A 19,049-nucleotide genomic window follows, 5' to 3' on the forward strand; every position below is an offset into this window, starting at 1 on the left:
CCACCCACAGCAGGGCGACTGGAAGAAGCCCCGTCCAGAGGTTGCCACGCCCACCACGCCGAAATGGCCCCATGACACGCTCCAAGGAGCCTGCTCCCGTCCACCGGAAGCGAGGCCCTGGGAACCTAAGCAGCGTGTCCAGCCCCCGGCATTCCCCCCCAGCCCAGGGGCACTGTCACATGGCAGGGGGGCATCCAGGCGATCAGCGCGCCCATGTGCCCCAGCGTGCCGGGGTGTGCGGCAGCGGAATAGGTCTCCCCCCGAACGGTTGGCAGCGCACGCCTTGGCACAGGGGTGGCGGAATCCTTTGGTCCCAGCGCCGCCCACGAATTAAGAGAACCCTTCCATGGAAAGCGCCGCCCCCGACTCTCTGCCCGTGCCCGACGCCTCGAGCGACGACCTCCGTGCCGTCGAGGAGCTCGCCCAGGCTCGCAACGAAATCGTCGCCCAGATTGAAAAGCGCGTCGTCGGTCAGCGCGAGGTGGTGGAGCACCTCCTCATCTCCCTCTTCAGCCGCGGCCACTGCCTCTTCGTGGGTGTGCCGGGCCTCGCCAAGACGCTGCTCATCTCCACGCTGGCGGACGTCCTCAACCTGTCCTTCAACCGCATCCAGTTCACGCCGGACCTGATGCCGTCGGACATCACCGGCACGGACATCCTGGAAGAGGACCGCACCACCGGCCGGCGCACCTTCCGCTTCCTCCAGGGTCCGCTGTTCGCGAACATCATCCTGGCGGACGAGGTGAACCGCACCCCGCCGAAGACGCAGGCCGCGCTGCTGCAAGCCATGCAGGAGTACCGCATCACCGCCGGTGGCCGCACGTACCCGCTGGAGCTGCCCTTCCTCGTCTTCGCCACGCAGAACCCCATCGAGCAGGAGGGCACCTATCCGCTGCCCGAGGCCCAGCTCGACCGCTTCATGTTCCTGGTGGACGTGGGCTACCCCACCGCCGACGAAGAGGTGCAAATCGTCAAGAGCACCACCGGCGGTCCGCAGCCGAAGCTGGAGAAGATTCTGTCGCCCGAGCGCATCCTCGCGCTTCAAGAGCTGGTGCGCCGCGTACCGGTGCCGGACCACGTGGTGCGCTACGCCGTGGAGCTGGTCCGCCACACGCGGCCCAAGGAGCCGGGCGCGCTGGACTTCATCGCGAAGAACGCGTCCTGGGGCGCGGGCCCCCGCGCCAGCCAGTACCTGGTGGTGGCCTCCAAGGCGCGCGCCATCCTCCACGGCCGCTTCGTCGCCACCGTCGAGGACGTGCGCGCCCTGGCCCGTCCCGTGCTGCGCCACCGCGTGCTGCCCAACTTCACCGCGGAGAGCGAGGGCATCACCTCCGTGAAGCTCATCGACCAGCTCCTCACGGTGGTGAAGGGCTAGCCAGGCCCGCGCCATGCTGCTCGACGCCCAGACGCTGGCCCGCCTCCAGGGAGTGAAGCTGCGCGCCCGCGCGGTGATGGAGGGTGTGTTGTCCGGCCTCCACAAGAGCCCGCATCAGGGGCAGAGCGTGGAGTTCGCGGAGCACAAGGAGTACGCCCCCGGCGACGAGCTCCGCCACCTGGACTGGAAGGCCTACGGCAAGTTCGACAAGTACTACGTCAAGCGCTTCGAGCATGAGACGAACCTGCGCGCCGTCATGGTGGTGGATGCGTCCGCCTCCATGGGCTACCGCAGCGGCGCGCTGAGCAAGCTGGACGTGGCCACCACGCTGGCGGGCGCGCTGTGCTACCTGCTGGTGCGCCAGCAGGACGCGGCGGGCTTGGCGCTGATGGCGGGCGGCAAGTGGAAGGACGTGCCGCCGCGCGCATCGGCCGGGCACCTCAACGTGCTGCTGGACACGCTGGAGCACACCGAGCCCACCGGCACCACGGACCTGGGCAGCGCGGCGGACCACCTGGCGGAGGTACTGCCCCGGCGCTCCAGCGTCATCGTCCTGTCGGACCTGCTGGATGAGAACCAGGACGCCCTGCGCCGCATTCTCGCGCTGCGCCAGCGGAAGAACGACGTGTCCGTGTTCCACCTGGTGGACCCGGCGGAGCTGACGTTCCCCTTCGACGACCCCACGCTCTTCATCGACATGGAGGGCCAGGGGCGCATCGAGGTGAACCCGCGCGAAATCAAGGAGAGCTACCTGGAGGAGTTCAACGCCTTCCTGGCGAACGTGAAGGCCGCGTGCGCCGAGGCGGACGTGGACTACGACCTGGTGCGCACGGACGACAAGCTGGATGACGTGCTGCTGCGGTACCTGTCGCGGCGCGGGAGGCGCCGGTGACCTTCGGCAATCCGTGGATGCTGCTGGGCGCGCTGGGCGCCCTCATCCCCCTGCTGGTGCACCTGTTCGACCGGCGCCGTCCCCGGCCGCACCCCTTCGGGCCGCTGGCCTTCGTGATGCGCAGCCAGAAGCGCACCGCCAGCCGCCTCAAGCTCAAGCGCCTGCTGCTGTACGCGCTGCGCACGCTCATCCTGCTGGCCATCCCCATTGCCCTGGCGCGCCCGGAGCTGACGCGTGACGCGGCCGCCGCGCAGGTGGTGAAGGGCCCCGCGGCCACGGCCATCATCCTGGACGCGTCGCTGTCCATGCGCTGGTCGGACGGCACGCCGCTCTTCGAGCGCGCCCGCGACGAGGCCCGCGACGCGCTGAAGGACCTGCTGCCCGAAGAGCCCGCCACCGTGCTGGTGTGCACGCAATCCCCCGCCGCGCCGCCGCCGCCGGGCTTCGACCGCGGCCGCCTGCGCTCGCTGGTGGATGAAGCGAAGGCCACCCACGGCACCGCGGACCTGTCGCGCTGTCTGGACATGGCGGCCCGCGCGCTGGAGGAGAACCCCATGCCGGCCAAGCGGCTGGTGCTGGTCTCCGACATGACGGCCGCGGCCTTCCGCCTGGAGGCGCCGCCGCCCACGGTGAAGGGCCCCACGGGCGCGCCCGTGAAGCCGGAGGTGGTGCTGCGCGACGCGGCCGAGGGCCACGAGGTGCTGAACAACCGCGCCATCGTCGACCTCAAGGTGGAGCCCGCGCTCCAGGCCGGCCCGCGCACGTTCCAGTTCACCTTCACGGTGCGCAACTTCGGCGTGGAGCCGGTGAAGGACCTGGAGGCCGCGGTGCGCGTGGGCAAGTCCACGCTGGCCAAGGGCTTCGTGGACATCCCCCCGGGCGGCACGACGCAGAAGACGCTCACCGTGCGCTTCCCGCAGGGCGGCACGGTGCTGGGACAGGTGACGCTGGCGCCGGACGCGCTGGTGGAGGATGACCGGCGTTCGTTCGTGCTGCCGGTGCCCCGCGCGCTGAAGGCGCTGGTGGTGAATGGCTCGCCCCACGCGACGCGATACCGGGATGAAGCCTTCTTCGTGGACGCGGCCCTCACCGCGCCGGGCTCGCCGGTGGAGGTGGCCACGCGCGACGCGGAAGTGGGCCTGCGCGAGGACTTCTCCGCCTACGACCTGGTCCTGCTGCTCAACGTGCCCGCGCCGAGCGCCGACGAGGCGCAGAAGCTGGCGGCCTCCGTGGAGAACGGCGGCGGCCTCTTCATCAGCATGGGCGACCGGGTGAACCCGGAGGCGTACAACCAGCGGCTGGGCCCGGTGCTGCCGCGTCCGCTGCGCCTGGTGCGCACCAGCGCCGAGCGCGACGACCCGGACGCGGACACCAAGAGCGCGCGGCTGGCGCAGGTCTCCGTGGAGCACGTCCTCTTCTCGCCCTTCACGGGGCAGGCGGAGGAAGGGCTCGTGGGGGCGCGCTTCTACAAGTACATGCTGCTGGAGGCGGACTCCCCGGGCGCTGGCGGCGCCAGTCAGGTGCTGGCCACGTATGAGGACGGCGCGCCGGCGGTGGCCGTGGCGCGCAAGGGCAAGGGGCGCGTGGCGCTGCTCACCAGCACGGTGGACCGCGACTGGAGCGACTTCTCCATCCGCACCTCCTTCCTGCCGCTGATGCAGCGCTTCGCCGCGTACCTCACCGGCTCCCTGGACGAGCGCGAGGAGGTGCGCGTGCGCGTGGGCGAAAGCGCCACGCTGCGCCCGGAGGGGGCCCAGAAGGTGTCCTCGGTGCGCGCGCCGGACGGCACCGAGGTCAGCGTGAAGGAGCAGCCGGAAGGCGCGCTGGTGGCCGGGCCTGTGACGGAGCCGGGCGTGTACTCGGTGCTGGGCGCGGACGGGAAGGTGCAGCCGGACCTGTCCTTCGCCGCCGTGCTCGACCCTTCCGAGAGCGACCTGGGACGTGTGCCGACGGACACCCTCACCGCCTACTTCGGAGAAGAGACGGTGAAGGCCTCCACGGGTGACGCGGACAAGCCGACGGTGCCGCTGTGGACCTGGCTCATCCTGGCCGCGTGTCTGGCGTTCCTCTTCGAAGGCACGCTGCTGCGCAAGTAGCCGTCACCCGGCCCGGAGCCGGCGCATCACGACGCCGCCGACGAGGACGACCGCCGCACCCGCCGCGAGACGTGGAAGGCCCCTCCGCAGCTTGTGCTCGGCCACGTCCACCCGGTCCGCCAGCAGCAACATCATCCAGTGCCGCGCCGAACACCACCACCGTGTCCCCGGGCTGGATGCCGCCCATCTCCGCGCCCATGTAGCCCGTGGGGAAGATGTCGCTGAGGAAGAGGACGTCCTCCTCGTCCATGACGCCTGCGAACTCGTGGCCGAACGTACAGCCCACCCGCGTGTCGGGGATGAGGCCGTGCAACAGGTGCAGGTCCGAGCCACAGATGGCCGTCTTCGTGACCCGGAGCACCGCGTCCTGCGGGTGCTCGATGCGGGGGTCCGGCTTGTCCTTCACCCGAACCCGATAGGGGCCTTCGTAACTGAGTGCGCGCATGGGTGTGCCGCTCCTTTGTGGGTCAAGGAGTGAGGACCCCACACAGAGGTGGCAAGCCAGCGCTGGCGCCAGTCTGGATGCCCCCCTTGCCCTGCCTGACGACCTCGGCGCCGGGATGAGCGGGAGCCAGGCCTCAGCGAGTGCTGGCATCCGCCAAAACCAGCCATACGAGTAATTTTACACATTCAAGAAACTGATTCACGAATGCACGACCTTAAGGAATTCTTGGGATTGAAGATAATTTCAGTTTCTCTGAAAATCTTGACTTGTACGTGACGTTCTCCGGCTTCCGGGGATGTCGCGGACAAGCCCCCTTGCACTCAGGAGAACACCTTGAAGCGCTCCACCCTGAAATTGACCTCGGCCGCAACGGCCCTCATCTCGTTGAGCACCTTCGGCGTGGGCTGCGGCCCCTCGGACAACGGCGCCGCGGTCCGCGTCGCCCAGAACCCGGCGCAGTCCGGCCAGAGCCTCTTCAAGGGCATGGCCTTTGGCCTGGGCCCGGACGCCCACCACTTCGATGACATCTGGCAGCGTCCGGAAATCAAGGAGCGGCTGGGCGATGACACCCTGGCGAAGCGCGAACAGGCCGCCGAGTCAGTCATCGCCAAGATGGCTCAGTTGGACGCCGCGTTCTTCGAGCGCTTCAACAAGGACCTGCGCAGCGGCAACCACCTGGTCGTCGACCAGCTGCTGACCGACACGCGCACCCTGGTGATGTCCGCCGTGAATGAGCTGAGCAAGACCGCGGACCAGGAAGGCGGCGTGGGCATCGGCTCCATGGAGCACGTGCAGGCCGGTCTGACCGTCTACATCGAAACCGCCGCCGCGGTGATCCTCCTCGTGTTCCTCTTCATCACCCAGTTCGACATGACGCCGGTCATGGAGTCCGAGGCCAGCCGGCTCAAGCGCGATGTGTGGGTGGACATGCTGGTGAAGAAGTTCGCTCCCGCCGAGTAGTCCCCTGGGGAGTGCCCGCCGCCCTCACCGGTGGGCGCTCCCCTTCTTCCCTCCCTTTCACGAGCACGGCTGTGACCGCGTCTTCCCACTCCCCCCGAACCTCCTCGCCCCGCCGCCTGGGCCTGCTGGCATTGGGCCTCATCCTCGGCTGGGCCAGCGTCACGATGTACGCCGTGCACGCGTCGTTGCCCTACAACCCCATCCACCTCCCCTTCGAGAAGCACTTCGACATGAAGCTGATTCTCCCGGAGGGGTGGGCCTTCTTCACGCGAGACCCACGTGAGGACCGGACGCTGCCCTACCTCCGCACGCCGGAAGGTCAATGGGTCTGGGCGAGCAATGCCCCCAACTTCCAGCTCCAGAATGCCTTCGGCATCGACCGTGTCTCGAGGGCCCAGAGCGTGGAGCTGGGCATCTTGACCAACGATGCCGCCGCGCTCGAACAGGTGGCCTGCAACGAAGCCCCCAGCGCCTGCCTCGAGCGCGCCCCGGTGGCGAAGACGCTCCGCAACAAGAGCCCCCGCCCCACGATGTGCGGCGAGCTGGGGCTCGTCTTCCAGCGGACCATCCCGTGGGCCTGGAGCCGCACCCATCAGGACAAGCCCATCACCCTTCCCTCGAAGGTCCTGAGGTTGAACGTCGAATGCTGACCGAGCTTGGCAACCGCGCGCGCGCCTGGGTGGCGGGGCCTTCTCCGTGGACCAACGTCTACGGCCTGGCGCGAACACTCATCGCGCTGGCGACGGCGGGCACCCTCGCCTTCAGCCACTCCACGACGATGTTCCATCCCGTATCGGGCATCTCCGACACGCCTCTCTGCGATGGCCTCCGGGCGGCATCCCTCTTCTGCGTGCTCCCCGCTGGCTGGCTGGAGGTCGCGCGCTGGACGGCGGTGCTGCTGCTCGTGGTCGTCGCTTCCGGCTGGCGCCCGCGCCTCACGGGGCTCGTGCATTGGTGGGTGGCCGTCAGCCTGCACTGGTCCGCGACGCTGACGGACGGCGGTGACCAGATTGCCGCCATCCTGGCGCTGCTGATGCTGCCCCTGACGCTGACGGACGACCGGCGCTGGCATTGGAGCGCGCCTTCCGAAGCCGGCCTGAACGACGAGCCGAAGCGGCTCATCGCCCGGTCCGCCTGGGTGATGCTCCGTCTCCAGGTCGCGGGCATCTACTTCCATGCCTCCGTGGGCAAGTTCAAGGTGGCGGAGTGGGTGGACGGCACCGCGCTGTACTACTGGTTGCTGGACCCCCTGATTGGCGCCCCCGCCTGGCTGGCTCGCCTGATGCTCCCGGTGCTCAGCAGCCCCGTGGTGGCGCTGCTCACCTGGTCCGTCCTCCTGCTGGAGCTGGGACTCGCGATGGGGCCGCTGCTGAGCCCGTCCCTCCGGCGGGTGCTGTTGCCGCTGGGTATCGCCTTCCACCTGGGCATCGCCGTGTTCCACGGGCTCATCAGCTTCGTGGCCATCATGTTCGGCGCGCTCATCCTCCTGCTGCGCCCCCACGATGAGACCTTCCGCTTCGAGCGCCTCCACGCCTGGCTGCGGCAACCGCGCCCCCAGCCCGCCCCCGCGCCAGCCATGGAGCCGGTGGCGGCGCAGGCGGTGCCCACCACCGAAGTCACCTGAGAGCGCCCATCGACGCCGCCGTCCCGGCCCCCGCCGGGGCGGCGGCTTCCGCGCCTTGGCGAGCATGGGGCGGGCGCTCTCCTGCTCGCCTGCCGCAGAGCAGGCATGAGGCCCCGCGTGGGTCCATCGTCGACCCGCGCGACCTTTCCGCTACGCTGAAGCCCCCTCCCGTCAACGCGGGAGGGCTCACCAGCGGAGGCAGCGGCAGCCCATGGACATCCATCTGGCGGAGGAGATCCGCAAGCAGGTCGAAGAGGCCTTCCGCAAGCGCGGCCGGGTCAACATCGTCATCGCGGGCCGCAGCGGCGTGGGCAAGAGCACGCTGGTCAACGCGGTGTTCCACGGCCGCATCGCGGACACCGGCCAGGGCCGCCCCGTCACGAAGGAGACGCGCGAGTACACGAAGGACGGCATCCCCGTCAGCATCCTCGACACCCGCGGCCTGGAGCTGGGCGCCTTTCAAGAGACGCTGAAGCTGCTGGAGGAGCTGGTGGCCGCGCGCGCGAAGGACGCGGACGCCACGCGCCACCTGCACTGCGCCTGGTTGTGCATCAGCGAGGACTCGCGCCGCGTGGAGGACGGTGACCTGAAGGCGGCGGAGATGCTCGCGCGGCACATGCCGGTGGTGGTCGTCGTCACCAAGGCGCGCAGCGACCAGGGCTTCCGCGCGGAGGTGCAGAAGCTGCTGCCCATGTCCCGTAACGTCATGCGCGTGCGCGCGCTCCAGGAGACGGACGACGAGGGCCATACGCTCCAGCCCAAGGGCCTGGTGGAGCTCGTCGAGCTCACCATGGAGCTGGTCCCCGAAGCCCAGCGCAACGCCTTCGCCGCCGCCCAGCGCGTGAGCATCAGCCAGAAGCGCAAGCGCGCGCACGGCATCGTCGCCAGCGCCGCGGCCGCCGCCGGCCTCATTGGAGCCGTCCCCATCCCTTTCGCCGACGCCGCCCTGCTCGTCCCCACGCAGGTCGGAATGCTGGCGGGGGTGAGTAGCGTCTTCGGCCTCCCGATGACGGAGGCCTTCCTCTCCACGCTGGTGGGCGCGAGCATCACCGGCCTGGGCGCCACCTTCACCGGCCAGTCCATCGTATCCGGCCTGCTGAAGCTCGTCCCCGGCCCGGGCACGGCGATTGGCGCGCTCATCTCCGCCACCACCGCCACCGCGCTCACCACGCTGTTCGGCGAGGCCTACGTCGCCGTCCTCTCCAAGTTGATGGAGAAGCGCTGTGGCGAGCTGCCCACGGAAGAAGAAGTCATCCAGGCCTTCCGCGAGGAGATGTCCCTGCGCGGCGCCGCGTAGACGCCAGGGCTACTTCACGCGCTCGATTTTGTAACGGCGGCCCTTGATGCGGCCCTCGCTCAGCCGCTGGAAGGCCACCCGCGACACGCGCCGGGCGACGGCGACGTAGGCCACGTGGTCCTGGATTTCAATCTTGCCCACGTCGGTTGCGTTGAGTCCGCCCGCCTCGCCCGTGAGCGCGCCCAGGATGTCGCCGGGCCGCATCTTGTCCTTGCGTCCGGCGGAGATGTAGAGCGTGTCCCACGTCGACTCCAGGGACACCGCGTTGCGAGGGTCCGCCGAGGGCAGTGACTCCACGTCCCCGCGCTCCAGCTTCACGCCGGTGGCCAGCTCGATGTCGTCCACCTTGCGGCCATCCCGAGGCGTGACGATGGAGACGGCCAGGCCCGCGCGCCCCGCCCGTCCGGTGCGTCCGATGCGGTGCACGTAGGGCTCGGCCTGCATGGGCAGGTCGAAGTTGATGACGGCATCCAGCGCCTCCACGTCGATGCCGCGTCCCGCCACATCCGTGGCGATGAGCACCCGCGTGCTCTGGTTGCGGAACTTCGCCATCACCCGGTCGCGCTCGAACTGCTCCAAGTCCCCCTGGAGCCCGTCCACGCTGACACCCGAAGCGGAGAGCGACTTCTTCAACTCCACCACCGTTGCCTTGAGGTTGCAGAAGACGATGGCGGACGCCGGCTGGTAGTGCCGGAGGATGCGCAGCAACAGGGCCTGCTTCTCCTCCGGCTCGCAGTCGTAGCGCACCTGCTGGATGTCGGGCCCCGCCGTGGTGGTCTCCACCGTGACGCGGACGGGTTGACGCTGGAAGGCGCGGCTGAGCGCCTCGATGTCCGGCGGGAAGGTGGCGGAGAAGAGCACCGTCTGCCGCCGCGGCGGCATGGCCCCGAGGATGCGCTCCATGTCCTCGCGGAAGCCCATGTCGAGCATCCGGTCCGCCTCGTCCAGCACCACCGTGGACAACTGCCGCGTCTCCAGTGCCTCGCGGTCCAGCACATCCATCACCCGGCCCGGCGTTCCCACCGCCAGGTGCGCGCCCTTCTCCAGTGCTTCCAACTGCGGGCGGATGGGCTGGCCTCCCGCGAGCACCAGCACCTGGAGCCCGGGCAGCCGCCGCCCCAACCTGCGAATCTCGCCCGCCACCTGCGCGCACAGCTCTCGCGTCGGACACAGCACCAGCGCCTGCACCTTGCGGTGCTGCAACTGGACCTTCTGGAGCAGCGGCAGCGCGAAGGCCGCCGTCTTGCCGCTGCCCGTCTGCGCCTGGCCGACCAGGTCCCTGCCCTGGAGCAGCACCGGGATGCTCTGCGCCTGGATGGGCGTGGCCGTCTTGAAGTCGAGCTCCTCCAGGACCTGGAGCAGCGGGGGAGATAGCGCAAGCGCGGAAAAGTCCATTCGGGGCCTCGATGAGCGGAGGCACGGAAGGAGCCTCGGGTTCTGCAGGCCCCATGTCACACCCAGCGAAGGCAGGACAAGTGAAGCCGCCGACCTCTCCCGGCCGCCCGCGCCGGATTGCCCGGCGCAGCTTCCGCGAAAAATCAAGCTTTACCTGAAATCACCACCCCCGCCTGGAGCCGCCATGCCCTCCCGCCGCATCGGACCGGCCAGGCTGTCCACCCTTGTGTTCGCCACCGCCGGTGGCGGCATGAAGGAGCCGTCCACCGTGAAACCGCACGCTCCCTGACAGGGCGAGCGACCGGCAGCACATGCGCCAGGAAGTCCTGTTAAGTGGCGGTATCCCAATTTCTGGAGAACCCCACATGAAGACGTCTGCCTGGAAGCATCTGGCCCTCGCGGTGCCGCTGATGGCGGCCTGTGGCGGAGCGCCTCAGCAGCAGGAGGAGACGTCTGCCAGCGCCACGGCGTCACAGCAGGCGCCGCTCACCACGCCCACCGCCACGGTGCGCTTCCTCAACGGCTGGACGCACTCGCAGCACGGCGCCATCGTCCGCGGCGGCACGCTCGTCGTCGACTACGACCTGTACCGGATGACGGACTGTCACCACAGCACCTACGCCGGCCAGCAGGCGTGGGACACGCTGGCCTATGTCCGCTTCCTTCCCAGCGGCCAGCTCTTCAGCGGCAGCGTGAAGCAGGCCACGGGCAGCACCTCGTTCGTGAACAAGCCCTTCGAGGTGACGGTGCCCTCGGACGCCACGAGCGTGGAGACATGGTTCTTCACCTCTGGCCGCACCTGCACGCCGAAGTACGACAGCAACTACGGCCAGAACTACGTCTTCCCCGTGGAGGCGCAGTCGCCCTCCGCCGTGGTGTGGGCCGGTGACTGGGGCGGCAGCTTCGCGCGTGACTGCGAGCACCGCGACGGGCTGGCGGACCCCATCGTCATCGACAGCTATGTCATGGAGCGCGCCTGCAAGTTCGTGGACGCGGACGTGTACGTGCCCGGCGTGACGGATGCCGCCACCGCGCGTCCGGAGCTCATCCAAGCGCAGGTGGAGTTCAGCGTGGACGGTGCCGCCACGCAGCACCGATGGCTGGCCTATCAGGGGCGGGTGGGCAACAACTACCGGTACCGCTGGAACCTCGCCGCGGAACCGCTCGCGTATACGCCGTGGAGCGCCTATGCATTCGGGTTCCGCTATTCAACGGATGGCGTGAGCTGGTATCGCATCGCGAGCGGCGCTGGCCCCACGGGCGGCACCGCGCGGACCGTGCTGCGGAGCTTCTGAGACGGTCCACCTCTGTTGAATGCCGCTGGGGCCCGCGCGATTCAGCGGCATTCCGGAAGAGGCGCTGTGGCAAGAAGTGTTCCCCTGAGAAGGCGAGCGCACTGCTCCCATCATTCCAGCGGGGCCACACCCGGGCCGGGCCCAGGAAAGGGAACGCGAAATGACCGAAGGCACTCCACGCGTGGCGGAGCGGATTTCCACGGGCATTCCAGGCCTCGACACCGTGCTGCACGGAGGCTTCCGCAAGGCCCGCACCTACATGCTGATGGGCCTTCCGGGCTCGGGGAAGACCATCTTCGCCAACCAGGTGTGCTTCCACCACGCGAAGCGCCACGGCGGGCGCGTGCTCTACCTGACGCTGCTGGCGGAGTCGCACACGGAGCTGGTCGGCAACCTCTCCTCGCTGTCCTACTTCGACCCCACGCTGCTGCCCAACGCCATCACCTATCTGAGCGCCTTCACGGTGCTGGAGCAGGGGGGGCTGGACGCGCTGGCGGAGCTCATCCGCAAGGAGACGAAGAACCACCAGGCCACGTTGCTCGTGTTGGACGGGCTGGTGGCCGCGGAGGAGGTGGCGCCGTCGCAGCAGGCCATCAAGAAGTTCATCCACGGCCTCCAGGTGGTGACGGGCCTCATGGGCTGCACGACGTTGATCCTCACCACCGGCCGCGGACAAGGCCTGCGCGCCGAGCACACCATGGTGGATGGGTTGATGCTGCTCCGGCAGCGCATGTTCGGCGCGCGTGCCGTGCGCGAGCTGTTCGTGCGCAAATTCCGGGGCAGCCCCTATCTGCTGGGCAAGCACAGCTTCGACATCACCCAGGACGGCATCATCATCTATCCCCGCCTGGAGACGCTCGCGGAGTCCGGGCCGCCGCCGGGGCCGCCGCAGGACGCGAGGTGCGCGTTTGGCATCCCCGGGATGGACGCGATGCTGACCGGGGGCGTGGCCCAGGGCTCGACGACCATCCTCCTGGGGCCGTCGGGCAGCGGCAAGACGCTGCTGGGACTGAACTTCCTCGCGGAAGGCGCCCGGAAGGGCGAGCGCGTCCACTACTTCGCCTTCTATGACTCCCCGGAGCGCATGGTGGTGCAGGCGGCGGGCATCGGGCTCGACCTCAAGCCGCTCATCGACCGGGGCGACTTCGAGGTCAGCTTCCGGCCGCCCACGGAGAACCTGCTGGACAAGCTGGGCGTTCAGTTGCTGGACATCATCCGGACCCGCGGCGTGCGCCGGCTCTTCCTGGACGGCTACGACGCGCTCCGCAGGGCGGCCGTCCGGCAGTCCCGCGTGTCGCGCTTCCTGGCCGCGCTGGTCAATGAGTGCCGCATGCGCGGCGTGACGCTGCTCTACTCCGTCGAATCGGTGACCGCGTTCGGTCCGGAGGTGGCCTTTCCCATGAAGGGCATCTCCATGGTGGCGGAGAACATCCTCTTCCTCCGCCAGGTCGAGCTGGACTCCCGGCTGCGCCGCTTCGTCACGGTGCTGAAGCTGCGCAACAGCCCGCACGACAACGCCCTGCGCGAGCTGTGCATCAGCCCGAAGGGGATGGAGGTGATGGGTGCCTTCACGGATGTCGAGGCGATGATGACCGGCCTGCCACGGTCGACCACGTGGTCCGAGCCCCGGCATCCCGGCGGCGGGCGCCAGGAGCCTTAAGCATGGGTCCCATCCTCATCGTCGATGACGAGTTCGGCATCGTCGAGGCCATGCGCGACCTCCTGAGCGACGAAGGCTACCGGACCGCCATCGCGCTCAATGGGAAGGAGGCCTTGGAGCGGATGGCCGAGGAGCACCCCTGCCTGGTGCTGCTCGATTACATGATGCCGGTGATGAACGGCCCAGCCCTGCTGGAGGCCATGGAGCGCAATCCCCTGCTGCGTGACATCCCCGTCGTCATGATGAGCGCCAGCCCGCCGGACTACTGGAAGCACCTGCGTTGCGCGGCCTTCCTGCCCAAGCCCTTTTCCCTGGACGAGCTGCTGGTGCTGGTGAAGCGCTTCGCCCAGGGCGCCATCCTCCAGTAGCGCGCCTCACCGCCCTGGGGCCTGACAGGCAGCCGACGCTTCCAGGAGAACCGCGTTCCCCCCGAGCGCCCAGCCCCCGGCTTCTGCCAGACTGCGCGCCGTGACGACCTCCTCCAGCCTCTACCGCGACTGTGCCCGCCTCTTCATGGTGGGCTTTCCCGGCACTCACATCGACAGCGAGCTGGCCGCGCTGATGGATGACGGCATCTACGGCGCCATCCTCTTCAAGCGCAACGTGGGCAGCGCCGCGGACACGGCCGCGTTGTGCCACGCGTTGAAAACACGCGCAGGCCGGCCCTTCATCCTGTCGGTGGACCAGGAGGGCGGCCGCGTGGCCCGGCTTCGCGGCGCGCCCTTCACCGCGCTGCCGCCCATGCGAGAGCTGGGGCAGCGCGGCGACGCGGCCCAGGTGGAGCGCGTGGGCCGGCTGCTGGCGTATGAGCTGCGCGCGCTGGGCTTCGACTGGGACTTCGCGCCGGTGCTGGACGTGGACACCAACCCGGCCAACCCCGTCATTGGCGACCGCAGCTTCAGCCGCGAGGCGGAGGAAGTGGCGCGGCTGGGCGTAGCGCTCGCGCGGGGACTGGAGGCGGGCGGCGTGGCTTCGTGTGGCAAGCACTTCCCCGGCCACGGCGACACCACCACCGACAGCCACCTGACGTTGCCGCGGCTGCCGCACGACCTGGAGCGGCTGCGCAGCGTGGAGTTGGTGCCTTTCCGCGCCTTCGCCCAGGCGGGACTGGCGTCCCTGATGACGGCGCACGTCCTCTTCGACGCGCTGGACCCGGGAGTGCCCGCCACCATGAGTCCGCGCGTGCTCCAGGGGGTGCTGCGCGAGGAGCTGGGCTTTGACGGGGTGCTCGTCAGCGACGACCTGGAGATGAAGGCCATTGCCGGCCACTACTCCGTGGAGGAGGCCACGGTGCAGGGCACGCTCGCGGGCGTGGACCTGTTCCTGGTGTGCCACAACGCGGACGTGCAGCGCCGCGCCATCGAAGCCCTGGTGAAGGCAGTGGAGTCCGGTCGCGTGTCACGGGAGCGAATCGCGCAGGCGCACCGGCGGCTGGACGCGCTCAGTGCCCGCTTCGCGCACCCGGCGGAGGACCGGCTCGCCCTGCTGGGGAGCTCGGAGCATCACGCGCTGGCCGAGGGGCTCGTCAGCACCTTCACCGGCCGCGACCCGACCGAGGTGATGCTGGCCTCTCGCTGAAGGCGAAGGGGCCGGGGTGCCACGCGCTCCCGGCGCCCTGCACCGGGAGCGGCTGGAAGGGGCGGCACGAGCAGCCCGCCCCCGTGTGACTTCAGCGGCGGTAGGGGCCGCTGCGGTCCTGCCAGCCCAGCGGGCTGTAGCCGCTGTAGTGACCGCCGCGCTTGCCGCCCAGCGTGGCGCCGTCCTCACCACCCAAGCCATGGGCCGCGGGCGAGTACGCGGCGCCGCCCTCCGCGTGGTACCGGTCATTCATCATCTTCCCGGCGTCGTCCTGGATGGAGCGACCCTGGGTGCCGTCGTTCTTCGGCGTGCGCGGGTCGATGCTGGAGCCAATCTGGTCGATGGTGCCGTTGTAGCCCCGGTTCGCCGGCAGCGTCCAAGGCGGCAGCGGCTTGTTGGTGTTGCCACCCTCGATGTTCTTCATCGAATCGGGCTGGTCACCGCGCTGGGCGACGAGGCTGCCCCGTGGCTCATCCGGCTGACTGCCACCGGTCTCCGGAAGCCCCCGGCAGCCCACGGCCAGAACCGCACCCGCCACCAATGCCGCCGCCGAACCCCACCGCCGAATATTCCGCTCGCGCATGTCGACTCCTCCGAGTCCCTTCAATCTGGTTGCTCGTACTTCCCGAAGATGGGGCACGCCGGGCATGGAGACCACGGGGTGACTCCATGTCCGCATGACGACGGACTGCCCGAACCCCACATATAGCCCCAGCAGCGGCCGGGAGCAGCCATCTTCGGCGCTCCCGGCGCCCGCCCCGCTGAGGGCTTCTTCTTCGTCGAGGAAGCCCACTTCGAGGTCGCGGGCTGATTCCTCGCCCGGAGCCGCCGGTCTCCGTGGCGGATTGCTTGCTGGAAGACGTCTGAACCGACGTCCTCCCAGGGCCGCCCAGGCCCAGAGCGCTACTTCCTGGAGGCCTTCTTCGCCGCCGCGGACTTCTTCGCGGGAGCCGGCTTCTTCCCGGCCGAGGCCTTCTTCGCAGCCGCGGGCTTCTTCACTGGCGTCGGCTTCTTCCCGGCCGAGGCCTTCTTCGCAGCCGCGGGCTTCTTCGCGGGCGCCGGCTTCTTCCCGGCCGCGGGCTTCTTCGCAGCCGCGGACTTCTTCGCCACAGGGGCTTTCTTCGCGGTCGCGGCCTTCTTCGCCGCACGGGGTGCCTTGGCGGCCGGAGCCGCCTTCTTCGCCGTCGCCTTGCTGGTCGCGGCGGACTTCCCCGAGACAGTCTTGCCCGCCGGAGCCTTCTTCGCGGCGGCCACCTTCTTCCCCGTGGGCGCCTTCTTCGCGGCGGGCTTCTTCACAGCACTGTCCGCCGCCGGAGCTTCGCCCTTCAGCGCGGCCAGCACCTCGGCGACGTGGCCGTTCACCTTCACCTTGGGCCACACCTGCTTCAGCACGCCATCCGGGCCGATGAGGAACGTGGCCCGGGTGATGCCCAGGAACTTGCGGCCATAGAGCGACTTCTCCCCCCAGACGCCGTAGGCCTCGGACACCGTGTGGTCCACGTCGGCCAGCAGCGGGAAGGGCAGGTTGTACTTGGTCGCGAACTTCCGGTGGCTCGCGGTGCTGTCCGCGGACACGCCCAGCACCACCGCGCCCGCGGCCTCCAGCGCCGAGTGCTCGTCACGGAAGCCACACGCCTCCACGGTGCATCCGGGGGTGTCGTCCTTCGGGTAGAAGTAGAGGACGACACTCCGGCCCGCGAACTGCGCGAGCGAAACCGGGTTTCCATCCTGGTCGGCGAGTTGGAAGGCGGGGGCCTGGTCACCTGCTTGGGGCATGGGCATGCGGGCTCATTAACCACAAAGCCCGCGCCACTCAACGCCCAGCGACAGCGTCCCGCTAGTGCGCGGGGTGCCCCGGCTCACCGCCATGGTCATGACCATGCTCCCCGGGCGGATGGCTGTGGGCCTCCAGCCGGACCAGCTCCGTCCGGCAGTCCGTCAGGGCCTGGTGCAAGGGCTCCCGGTCCGCGCCCTCCGGCGTCTGGCCCAGCCGGATCGCCAGGGCCTCACACGCGGCGCGCTTGGTATCCACGTCCGACGTCCCGGGGCCCGTGGCGCCCGGCGTGGCCAGGGGACGCGGCGGCAGCTTTCCCCGCAAGCGACGGATGGCGGCGATCCGCTGCTCCGCTTCCGGGCGGACCTTGGAGTCCTTGGGAATCGCCTCGAAGGCGTTGATGACGGGGTCCCATGCCGGGTCCAGAGGGGACACGCGGCGGTCAATCAGGTCGCGGTAGGACTTCTCTGCGTCCCGGAGCTGATCGGGTCCCTTGTCGCAGCCAGGCGACAGAAGCAGACAGAGCGCGAGCGGCATGACGGCGGACAGCCGTCGGGTGATCATCCTCATGAAGGGTCGGTTCTCCTCTCCTGCTGGCCTCCCGATTGAAGCACGGCTAGGGTGCCGCGTCGTGCAGCCCATTCTCCTCGCCTTCCTGCTTGGCCTGTCCCAAGGCATGCTCCACGCCGTGGGCCCGGACCACTGCGCCGCCATGGCCACCCTCGGAACCCTGGGGGGAGGCCGGCGCCGCGCCGCCATCGCCACCGCCGTACGGTTCGCGCTGGGACACGCCGTCATGCTGGGCGGCATCGCCGCGCTCTGCATCCTGGCGGGCGTGGGCCTTTCAGAAACCTTCGAGCGCTGGGCCGAGATTTTCGGCGGCGCCGTACTGGTGGCCCTCGCGGTGGCCGCCCTGCTTTTCCCCAGCAGCCTGGACCACGGACACCCGCACCTGCCCGGCCACACCCAGGAGCCGCATCAGCACGTGCACACGGTGAGCACCACCGCTGGCGCGCTGATGGCCGTCAGCGGCGTGCGCTCGCTGCTGCTGGCGCTGCCTCCCCTGCTGGTGGGTGGCAGCATGAGCGCGGCCGCGTGGATGTACCTGCCCGGCTTCGCGCTGGGCATCCTCATCGGCATGGGCGTGGTGGGGCTGATTTTCGCGGAGGGCATCGCCCGGCTGAACGCGCAAATCACCCGCTGGGTGCAGCGCGTGGTGGCCGTGGGCTCTGGCGCGCTGGGCCTGTTCTGGATTGGCTCGCGGCTGGTCGGCGGCTGAGCCCCGGCGCGGCGTCCCCGCCCATGACGGCGGGGACGGACGGCGCGGCGGCTACCCGCGCTTGTCCAGGATGCCCAGCGACATCATCGCCACCAGGAAGCCGTAGACGACGTGCTCGGGGCGGTTGGCGAAGGCCAGCAGCTCCGCCACGGTGCGGTTGCCATCGATTTTCGGCAGCAGCTCCGCCTCCCACCGCTCCAACTCCACTTCGTTGAGCTGGTAGGCCGGGGCCACGGCGGGGATGAGGCGGTCCTCCGGCTGGAGCAGGCGCCGCAGGCGCTCCGGCTTGTAGAGCTTCTTGATGCCCCGGACGATGAGGTTGGCCGGGTGCACGTCCAGCTTGATGGACTCCGCGCTCGCCTTCTCCCGGAAGCTCAGCACGTACGAGCCTTCATCCCACGCGAAGAGCGAGTAGATGACGGCCTTCACCTGCTGGCCCACGTAGTAGAGGCGCTCGGTGTCCTTGAGCAGCCCGCGCTCCACCAGCACGTCACCGGTGCGGCGGTTGGACTGCGCGGCCACCGCCGACGCGTCCTGGAGCTGCTCCGGCTTGATCTTCCCCACGCGAACGAGGAACTGGCCGAAGCGGTCCGCGAGCAGGTTGGAGAGGGCGAACACCGGCGTGCCCTTCTCGAAGTAGACGACCTTCTTCACCTTGCCCTTCTGCACGCCCAGCTCGCCCGTCTCGCGGGAGAGGTAGAAGGCGGTGAGGAGCGAAGGCAGGTTGTCGCGGATTTCACCGCGGCGGCTGCCCGGCGCGCCCGCGGGCGGCGGGTCCGGCGGACGGCCTGGCGTGGGCGGGCGCACCTGCGTGGCCGGCACCTTCTGCATGGGGCTGGCCGTGAGGTTGGCGCCGCGAATCTCCGCCGTGATGTTGCCGCCGCCCGTCACCTTGATGCGGCCGGTCAGCTCCATGGCGTCCTGCGGGCCTTCCTCCTCCACGTCGATGTCCAGCTCCACCTCGAAGGCGTCCTGGAGCGACGCGGCCGCCGCGGCGGGCTTCTCCGGAGGCAGCACCTTCGTCATCGCCTCGAGCAGCTTCTGAGCCTCGAAGGGTTTCTCGAAGTAGCCGGCGGCCTGGTACTTGGTGCGCGACTCGACGGCGTGCTTGCCACCCTTGAAGACGCCGGTGATGAAGAGGAGCGGGAGCTGGGGGTTGTCCTTACGCAGCGCGTCCGCGAGGTGGTACCCCATCATGTCGGGCAGCAGGATGTCGAGCACGGCCGCCGCCGGGGGCTGGGCCTTGGCCAGCTCCACTGCCTGCTTGCCGCGGCTCGCACCAATGACCTCGTAGCCCGCCTCCTCGAAGAGCTGCGTGAGGAGGGACAACAGCTCCTGATTGTCATCGACGACGAGGATTCGGGGTGCCATCGCGGGGC

The 19,049-nt window shown here is 69.4% G+C and carries 17 protein-coding genes and 1 pseudogene; 12 read left to right on the top strand and 6 right to left on the bottom strand.

Features of this window, described 5'->3' with window-relative positions:
- Positions 1-346 precede the first annotated feature (346 nt).
- Genes FL344_RS13685 through FL344_RS13695 form a run of 3 tightly spaced genes read left to right on the top strand, consistent with a single transcriptional unit; the run spans position 347 to position 4,363 of the window.
- Entirely contained in the window at positions 347-1,375 is a 1,029-nt protein-coding gene (locus FL344_RS13685; protein WP_141592162.1) for a MoxR family ATPase, read from the top strand.
- Positions 1,376-1,388: 13 nt separating this feature from the next.
- Positions 1,389-2,267, top strand: coding sequence for a DUF58 domain-containing protein (locus FL344_RS13690; protein ID WP_011556537.1), 879 nt, complete (start codon positions 1,389-1,391; stop codon positions 2,265-2,267).
- Complete coding sequence (locus tag FL344_RS13695) at positions 2,264-4,363, top strand: BatA domain-containing protein (RefSeq protein WP_141618842.1); 2,100 nt, start codon at positions 2,264-2,266, stop codon at positions 4,361-4,363. The genes FL344_RS13690 and FL344_RS13695 overlap by 4 nt, the downstream gene beginning before the upstream one ends.
- Positions 4,364-4,604: 241 nt before the next feature.
- Here FL344_RS13695 and FL344_RS13700 read toward each other — a convergent pair.
- Positions 4,605-4,808: pseudogene (locus tag FL344_RS13700) on the bottom strand (alcohol dehydrogenase catalytic domain-containing protein); the annotation flags it as partial.
- 333 nt (positions 4,809-5,141) lie between these two features.
- On the opposite strand from FL344_RS13700, the gene FL344_RS13705 reads away from it, so the two are divergent.
- The 4 genes from FL344_RS13705 to FL344_RS13720 all read left to right on the top strand — a co-directional run bounded on the left by FL344_RS13705 (position 5,142) and on the right by FL344_RS13720 (position 8,689).
- Positions 5,142-5,768, top strand: a complete 627-nt coding sequence (locus FL344_RS13705; RefSeq protein ID WP_141618843.1) for a sporulation delaying protein family toxin — start codon at positions 5,142-5,144, stop codon at positions 5,766-5,768.
- A 71-nt stretch (positions 5,769-5,839) separates the two neighbouring features.
- Positions 5,840-6,418 (top strand): SdpA family antimicrobial peptide system protein, encoded by a 579-nt coding sequence (locus tag FL344_RS13710; RefSeq protein ID WP_228565022.1) that lies wholly within the window; start codon positions 5,840-5,842, stop codon positions 6,416-6,418.
- Positions 6,412-7,392, top strand: a complete 981-nt coding sequence (locus tag FL344_RS13715) for a sporulation-delaying protein SdpB family protein (RefSeq protein ID WP_141618844.1) — start codon at positions 6,412-6,414, stop codon at positions 7,390-7,392. Before FL344_RS13710 ends, FL344_RS13715 begins: the two co-directional genes overlap by 7 nt.
- Before the next feature lie 211 nt (positions 7,393-7,603).
- Positions 7,604-8,689, top strand: a complete 1,086-nt coding sequence (locus FL344_RS13720) for a YcjF family protein (protein WP_141592166.1) — start codon at positions 7,604-7,606, stop codon at positions 8,687-8,689.
- 9 nt (positions 8,690-8,698) lie between these two features.
- Here the strand turns inward: FL344_RS13720 and dbpA are convergent, their stop codons facing one another.
- A complete protein-coding gene (dbpA, locus tag FL344_RS13725) occupies positions 8,699-10,084 on the bottom strand; it encodes an ATP-dependent RNA helicase DbpA (RefSeq protein ID WP_141592167.1) in 1,386 nt (461 codons plus the stop codon).
- 365 nt (positions 10,085-10,449) lie between these two features.
- On the opposite strand from dbpA, the gene FL344_RS13730 reads away from it, so the two are divergent.
- From FL344_RS13730 to nagZ, 4 genes are all read left to right on the top strand, one after another.
- A complete protein-coding gene (locus tag FL344_RS13730; RefSeq protein ID WP_141618845.1) occupies positions 10,450-11,379 on the top strand; it encodes a DUF6209 family protein in 930 nt (309 codons plus the stop codon).
- 160 nt (positions 11,380-11,539) lie between these two features.
- Positions 11,540-13,039: an ATPase domain-containing protein gene (locus tag FL344_RS13735; RefSeq protein ID WP_141618846.1), complete on the top strand. Its 1,500-nt coding sequence runs from the start codon at positions 11,540-11,542 to the stop codon at positions 13,037-13,039.
- A gap of 2 nt (positions 13,040-13,041) precedes the next feature.
- The gene (locus FL344_RS13740; protein WP_141592170.1) at positions 13,042-13,407 is read left to right on the top strand and encodes a two-component system response regulator; all 366 of its coding nucleotides are present in this window, start codon (positions 13,042-13,044) and stop codon (positions 13,405-13,407) included.
- Positions 13,408-13,507: 100 nt separating this feature from the next.
- Positions 13,508-14,617, top strand: a complete 1,110-nt coding sequence (gene nagZ, locus FL344_RS13745) for a beta-N-acetylhexosaminidase (RefSeq protein ID WP_141618847.1) — start codon at positions 13,508-13,510, stop codon at positions 14,615-14,617.
- 91 nt (positions 14,618-14,708) lie between these two features.
- Here nagZ and FL344_RS13750 read toward each other — a convergent pair whose 3' ends face one another.
- The 3 genes from FL344_RS13750 to FL344_RS13760 all read right to left on the bottom strand — a co-directional run bounded on the left by FL344_RS13750 (position 14,709) and on the right by FL344_RS13760 (position 16,955).
- Positions 14,709-15,200: a hypothetical protein gene (locus FL344_RS13750; protein ID WP_141592172.1), complete on the bottom strand. Its 492-nt coding sequence runs from the start codon at positions 15,198-15,200 to the stop codon at positions 14,709-14,711.
- A 320-nt stretch (positions 15,201-15,520) separates the two neighbouring features.
- Positions 15,521-16,393: a thioredoxin-dependent thiol peroxidase gene (gene bcp / locus FL344_RS13755; RefSeq protein ID WP_228565023.1), complete on the bottom strand. Its 873-nt coding sequence runs from the start codon at positions 16,391-16,393 to the stop codon at positions 15,521-15,523.
- Positions 16,394-16,454: 61 nt separating this feature from the next.
- A complete protein-coding gene (locus tag FL344_RS13760) occupies positions 16,455-16,955 on the bottom strand; it encodes a hypothetical protein (protein ID WP_141618892.1) in 501 nt (166 codons plus the stop codon).
- Positions 16,956-17,022: 67 nt separating this feature from the next.
- On the opposite strand from FL344_RS13760, the gene FL344_RS13765 reads away from it, so the two are divergent.
- Positions 17,023-17,670 carry a hypothetical protein gene (locus FL344_RS13765; RefSeq protein WP_026113860.1) on the top strand — a complete coding sequence of 216 codons (648 nt, stop codon included), beginning with the start codon at positions 17,023-17,025 and terminating at the stop codon, positions 17,668-17,670.
- A gap of 51 nt (positions 17,671-17,721) precedes the next feature.
- Here the strand turns inward: FL344_RS13765 and FL344_RS13770 are convergent, their stop codons facing one another.
- A complete protein-coding gene (locus FL344_RS13770; protein ID WP_186817769.1) occupies positions 17,722-19,041 on the bottom strand; it encodes a response regulator in 1,320 nt (439 codons plus the stop codon).
- Between the last annotated feature and the right edge of the window lie 8 nt (positions 19,042-19,049).

Origin of the sequence: Myxococcus sp. AB036A, from assembly GCF_006547355.1 — a bacterium.
GTDB lineage: Bacteria > Myxococcota > Myxococcia > Myxococcales > Myxococcaceae > Myxococcus > Myxococcus virescens.

Excerpts from the sequence above, each read along its gene's own strand:
- FL344_RS13690 (WP_011556537.1), top strand. The coding sequence starts at position 1,389 with ATGCTGCTCGACGCCCAGACGCTGGCCCGCCTCCAGGGAGTGAAGCTG.
- FL344_RS13715 (WP_141618844.1), top strand. The coding sequence starts at position 6,412 with ATGCTGACCGAGCTTGGCAACCGCGCGCGCGCCTGGGTGGCGGGGCCT.
- FL344_RS13730 (WP_141618845.1), top strand. The coding sequence starts at position 10,450 with ATGAAGACGTCTGCCTGGAAGCATCTGGCCCTCGCGGTGCCGCTGATG.
- FL344_RS13720 (WP_141592166.1), top strand. The coding sequence starts at position 7,604 with ATGGACATCCATCTGGCGGAGGAGATCCGCAAGCAGGTCGAAGAGGCC.
- FL344_RS13760 (WP_141618892.1), bottom strand. The coding sequence starts at position 16,955 with ATGATCACCCGACGGCTGTCCGCCGTCATGCCGCTCGCGCTCTGTCTG.
- FL344_RS13740 (WP_141592170.1), top strand. The coding sequence starts at position 13,042 with ATGGGTCCCATCCTCATCGTCGATGACGAGTTCGGCATCGTCGAGGCC.
- dbpA (WP_141592167.1), bottom strand. The coding sequence starts at position 10,084 with ATGGACTTTTCCGCGCTTGCGCTATCTCCCCCGCTGCTCCAGGTCCTG.
- bcp (WP_228565023.1), bottom strand. The coding sequence starts at position 16,393 with ATGCCCCAAGCAGGTGACCAGGCCCCCGCCTTCCAACTCGCCGACCAG.
- FL344_RS13750 (WP_141592172.1), bottom strand. The coding sequence starts at position 15,200 with ATGCGCGAGCGGAATATTCGGCGGTGGGGTTCGGCGGCGGCATTGGTG.
- FL344_RS13770 (WP_186817769.1), bottom strand. The coding sequence starts at position 19,041 with ATGGCACCCCGAATCCTCGTCGTCGATGACAATCAGGAGCTGTTGTCC.
- FL344_RS13685 (WP_141592162.1), top strand. The coding sequence starts at position 347 with ATGGAAAGCGCCGCCCCCGACTCTCTGCCCGTGCCCGACGCCTCGAGC.
- FL344_RS13735 (WP_141618846.1), top strand. The coding sequence starts at position 11,540 with ATGACCGAAGGCACTCCACGCGTGGCGGAGCGGATTTCCACGGGCATT.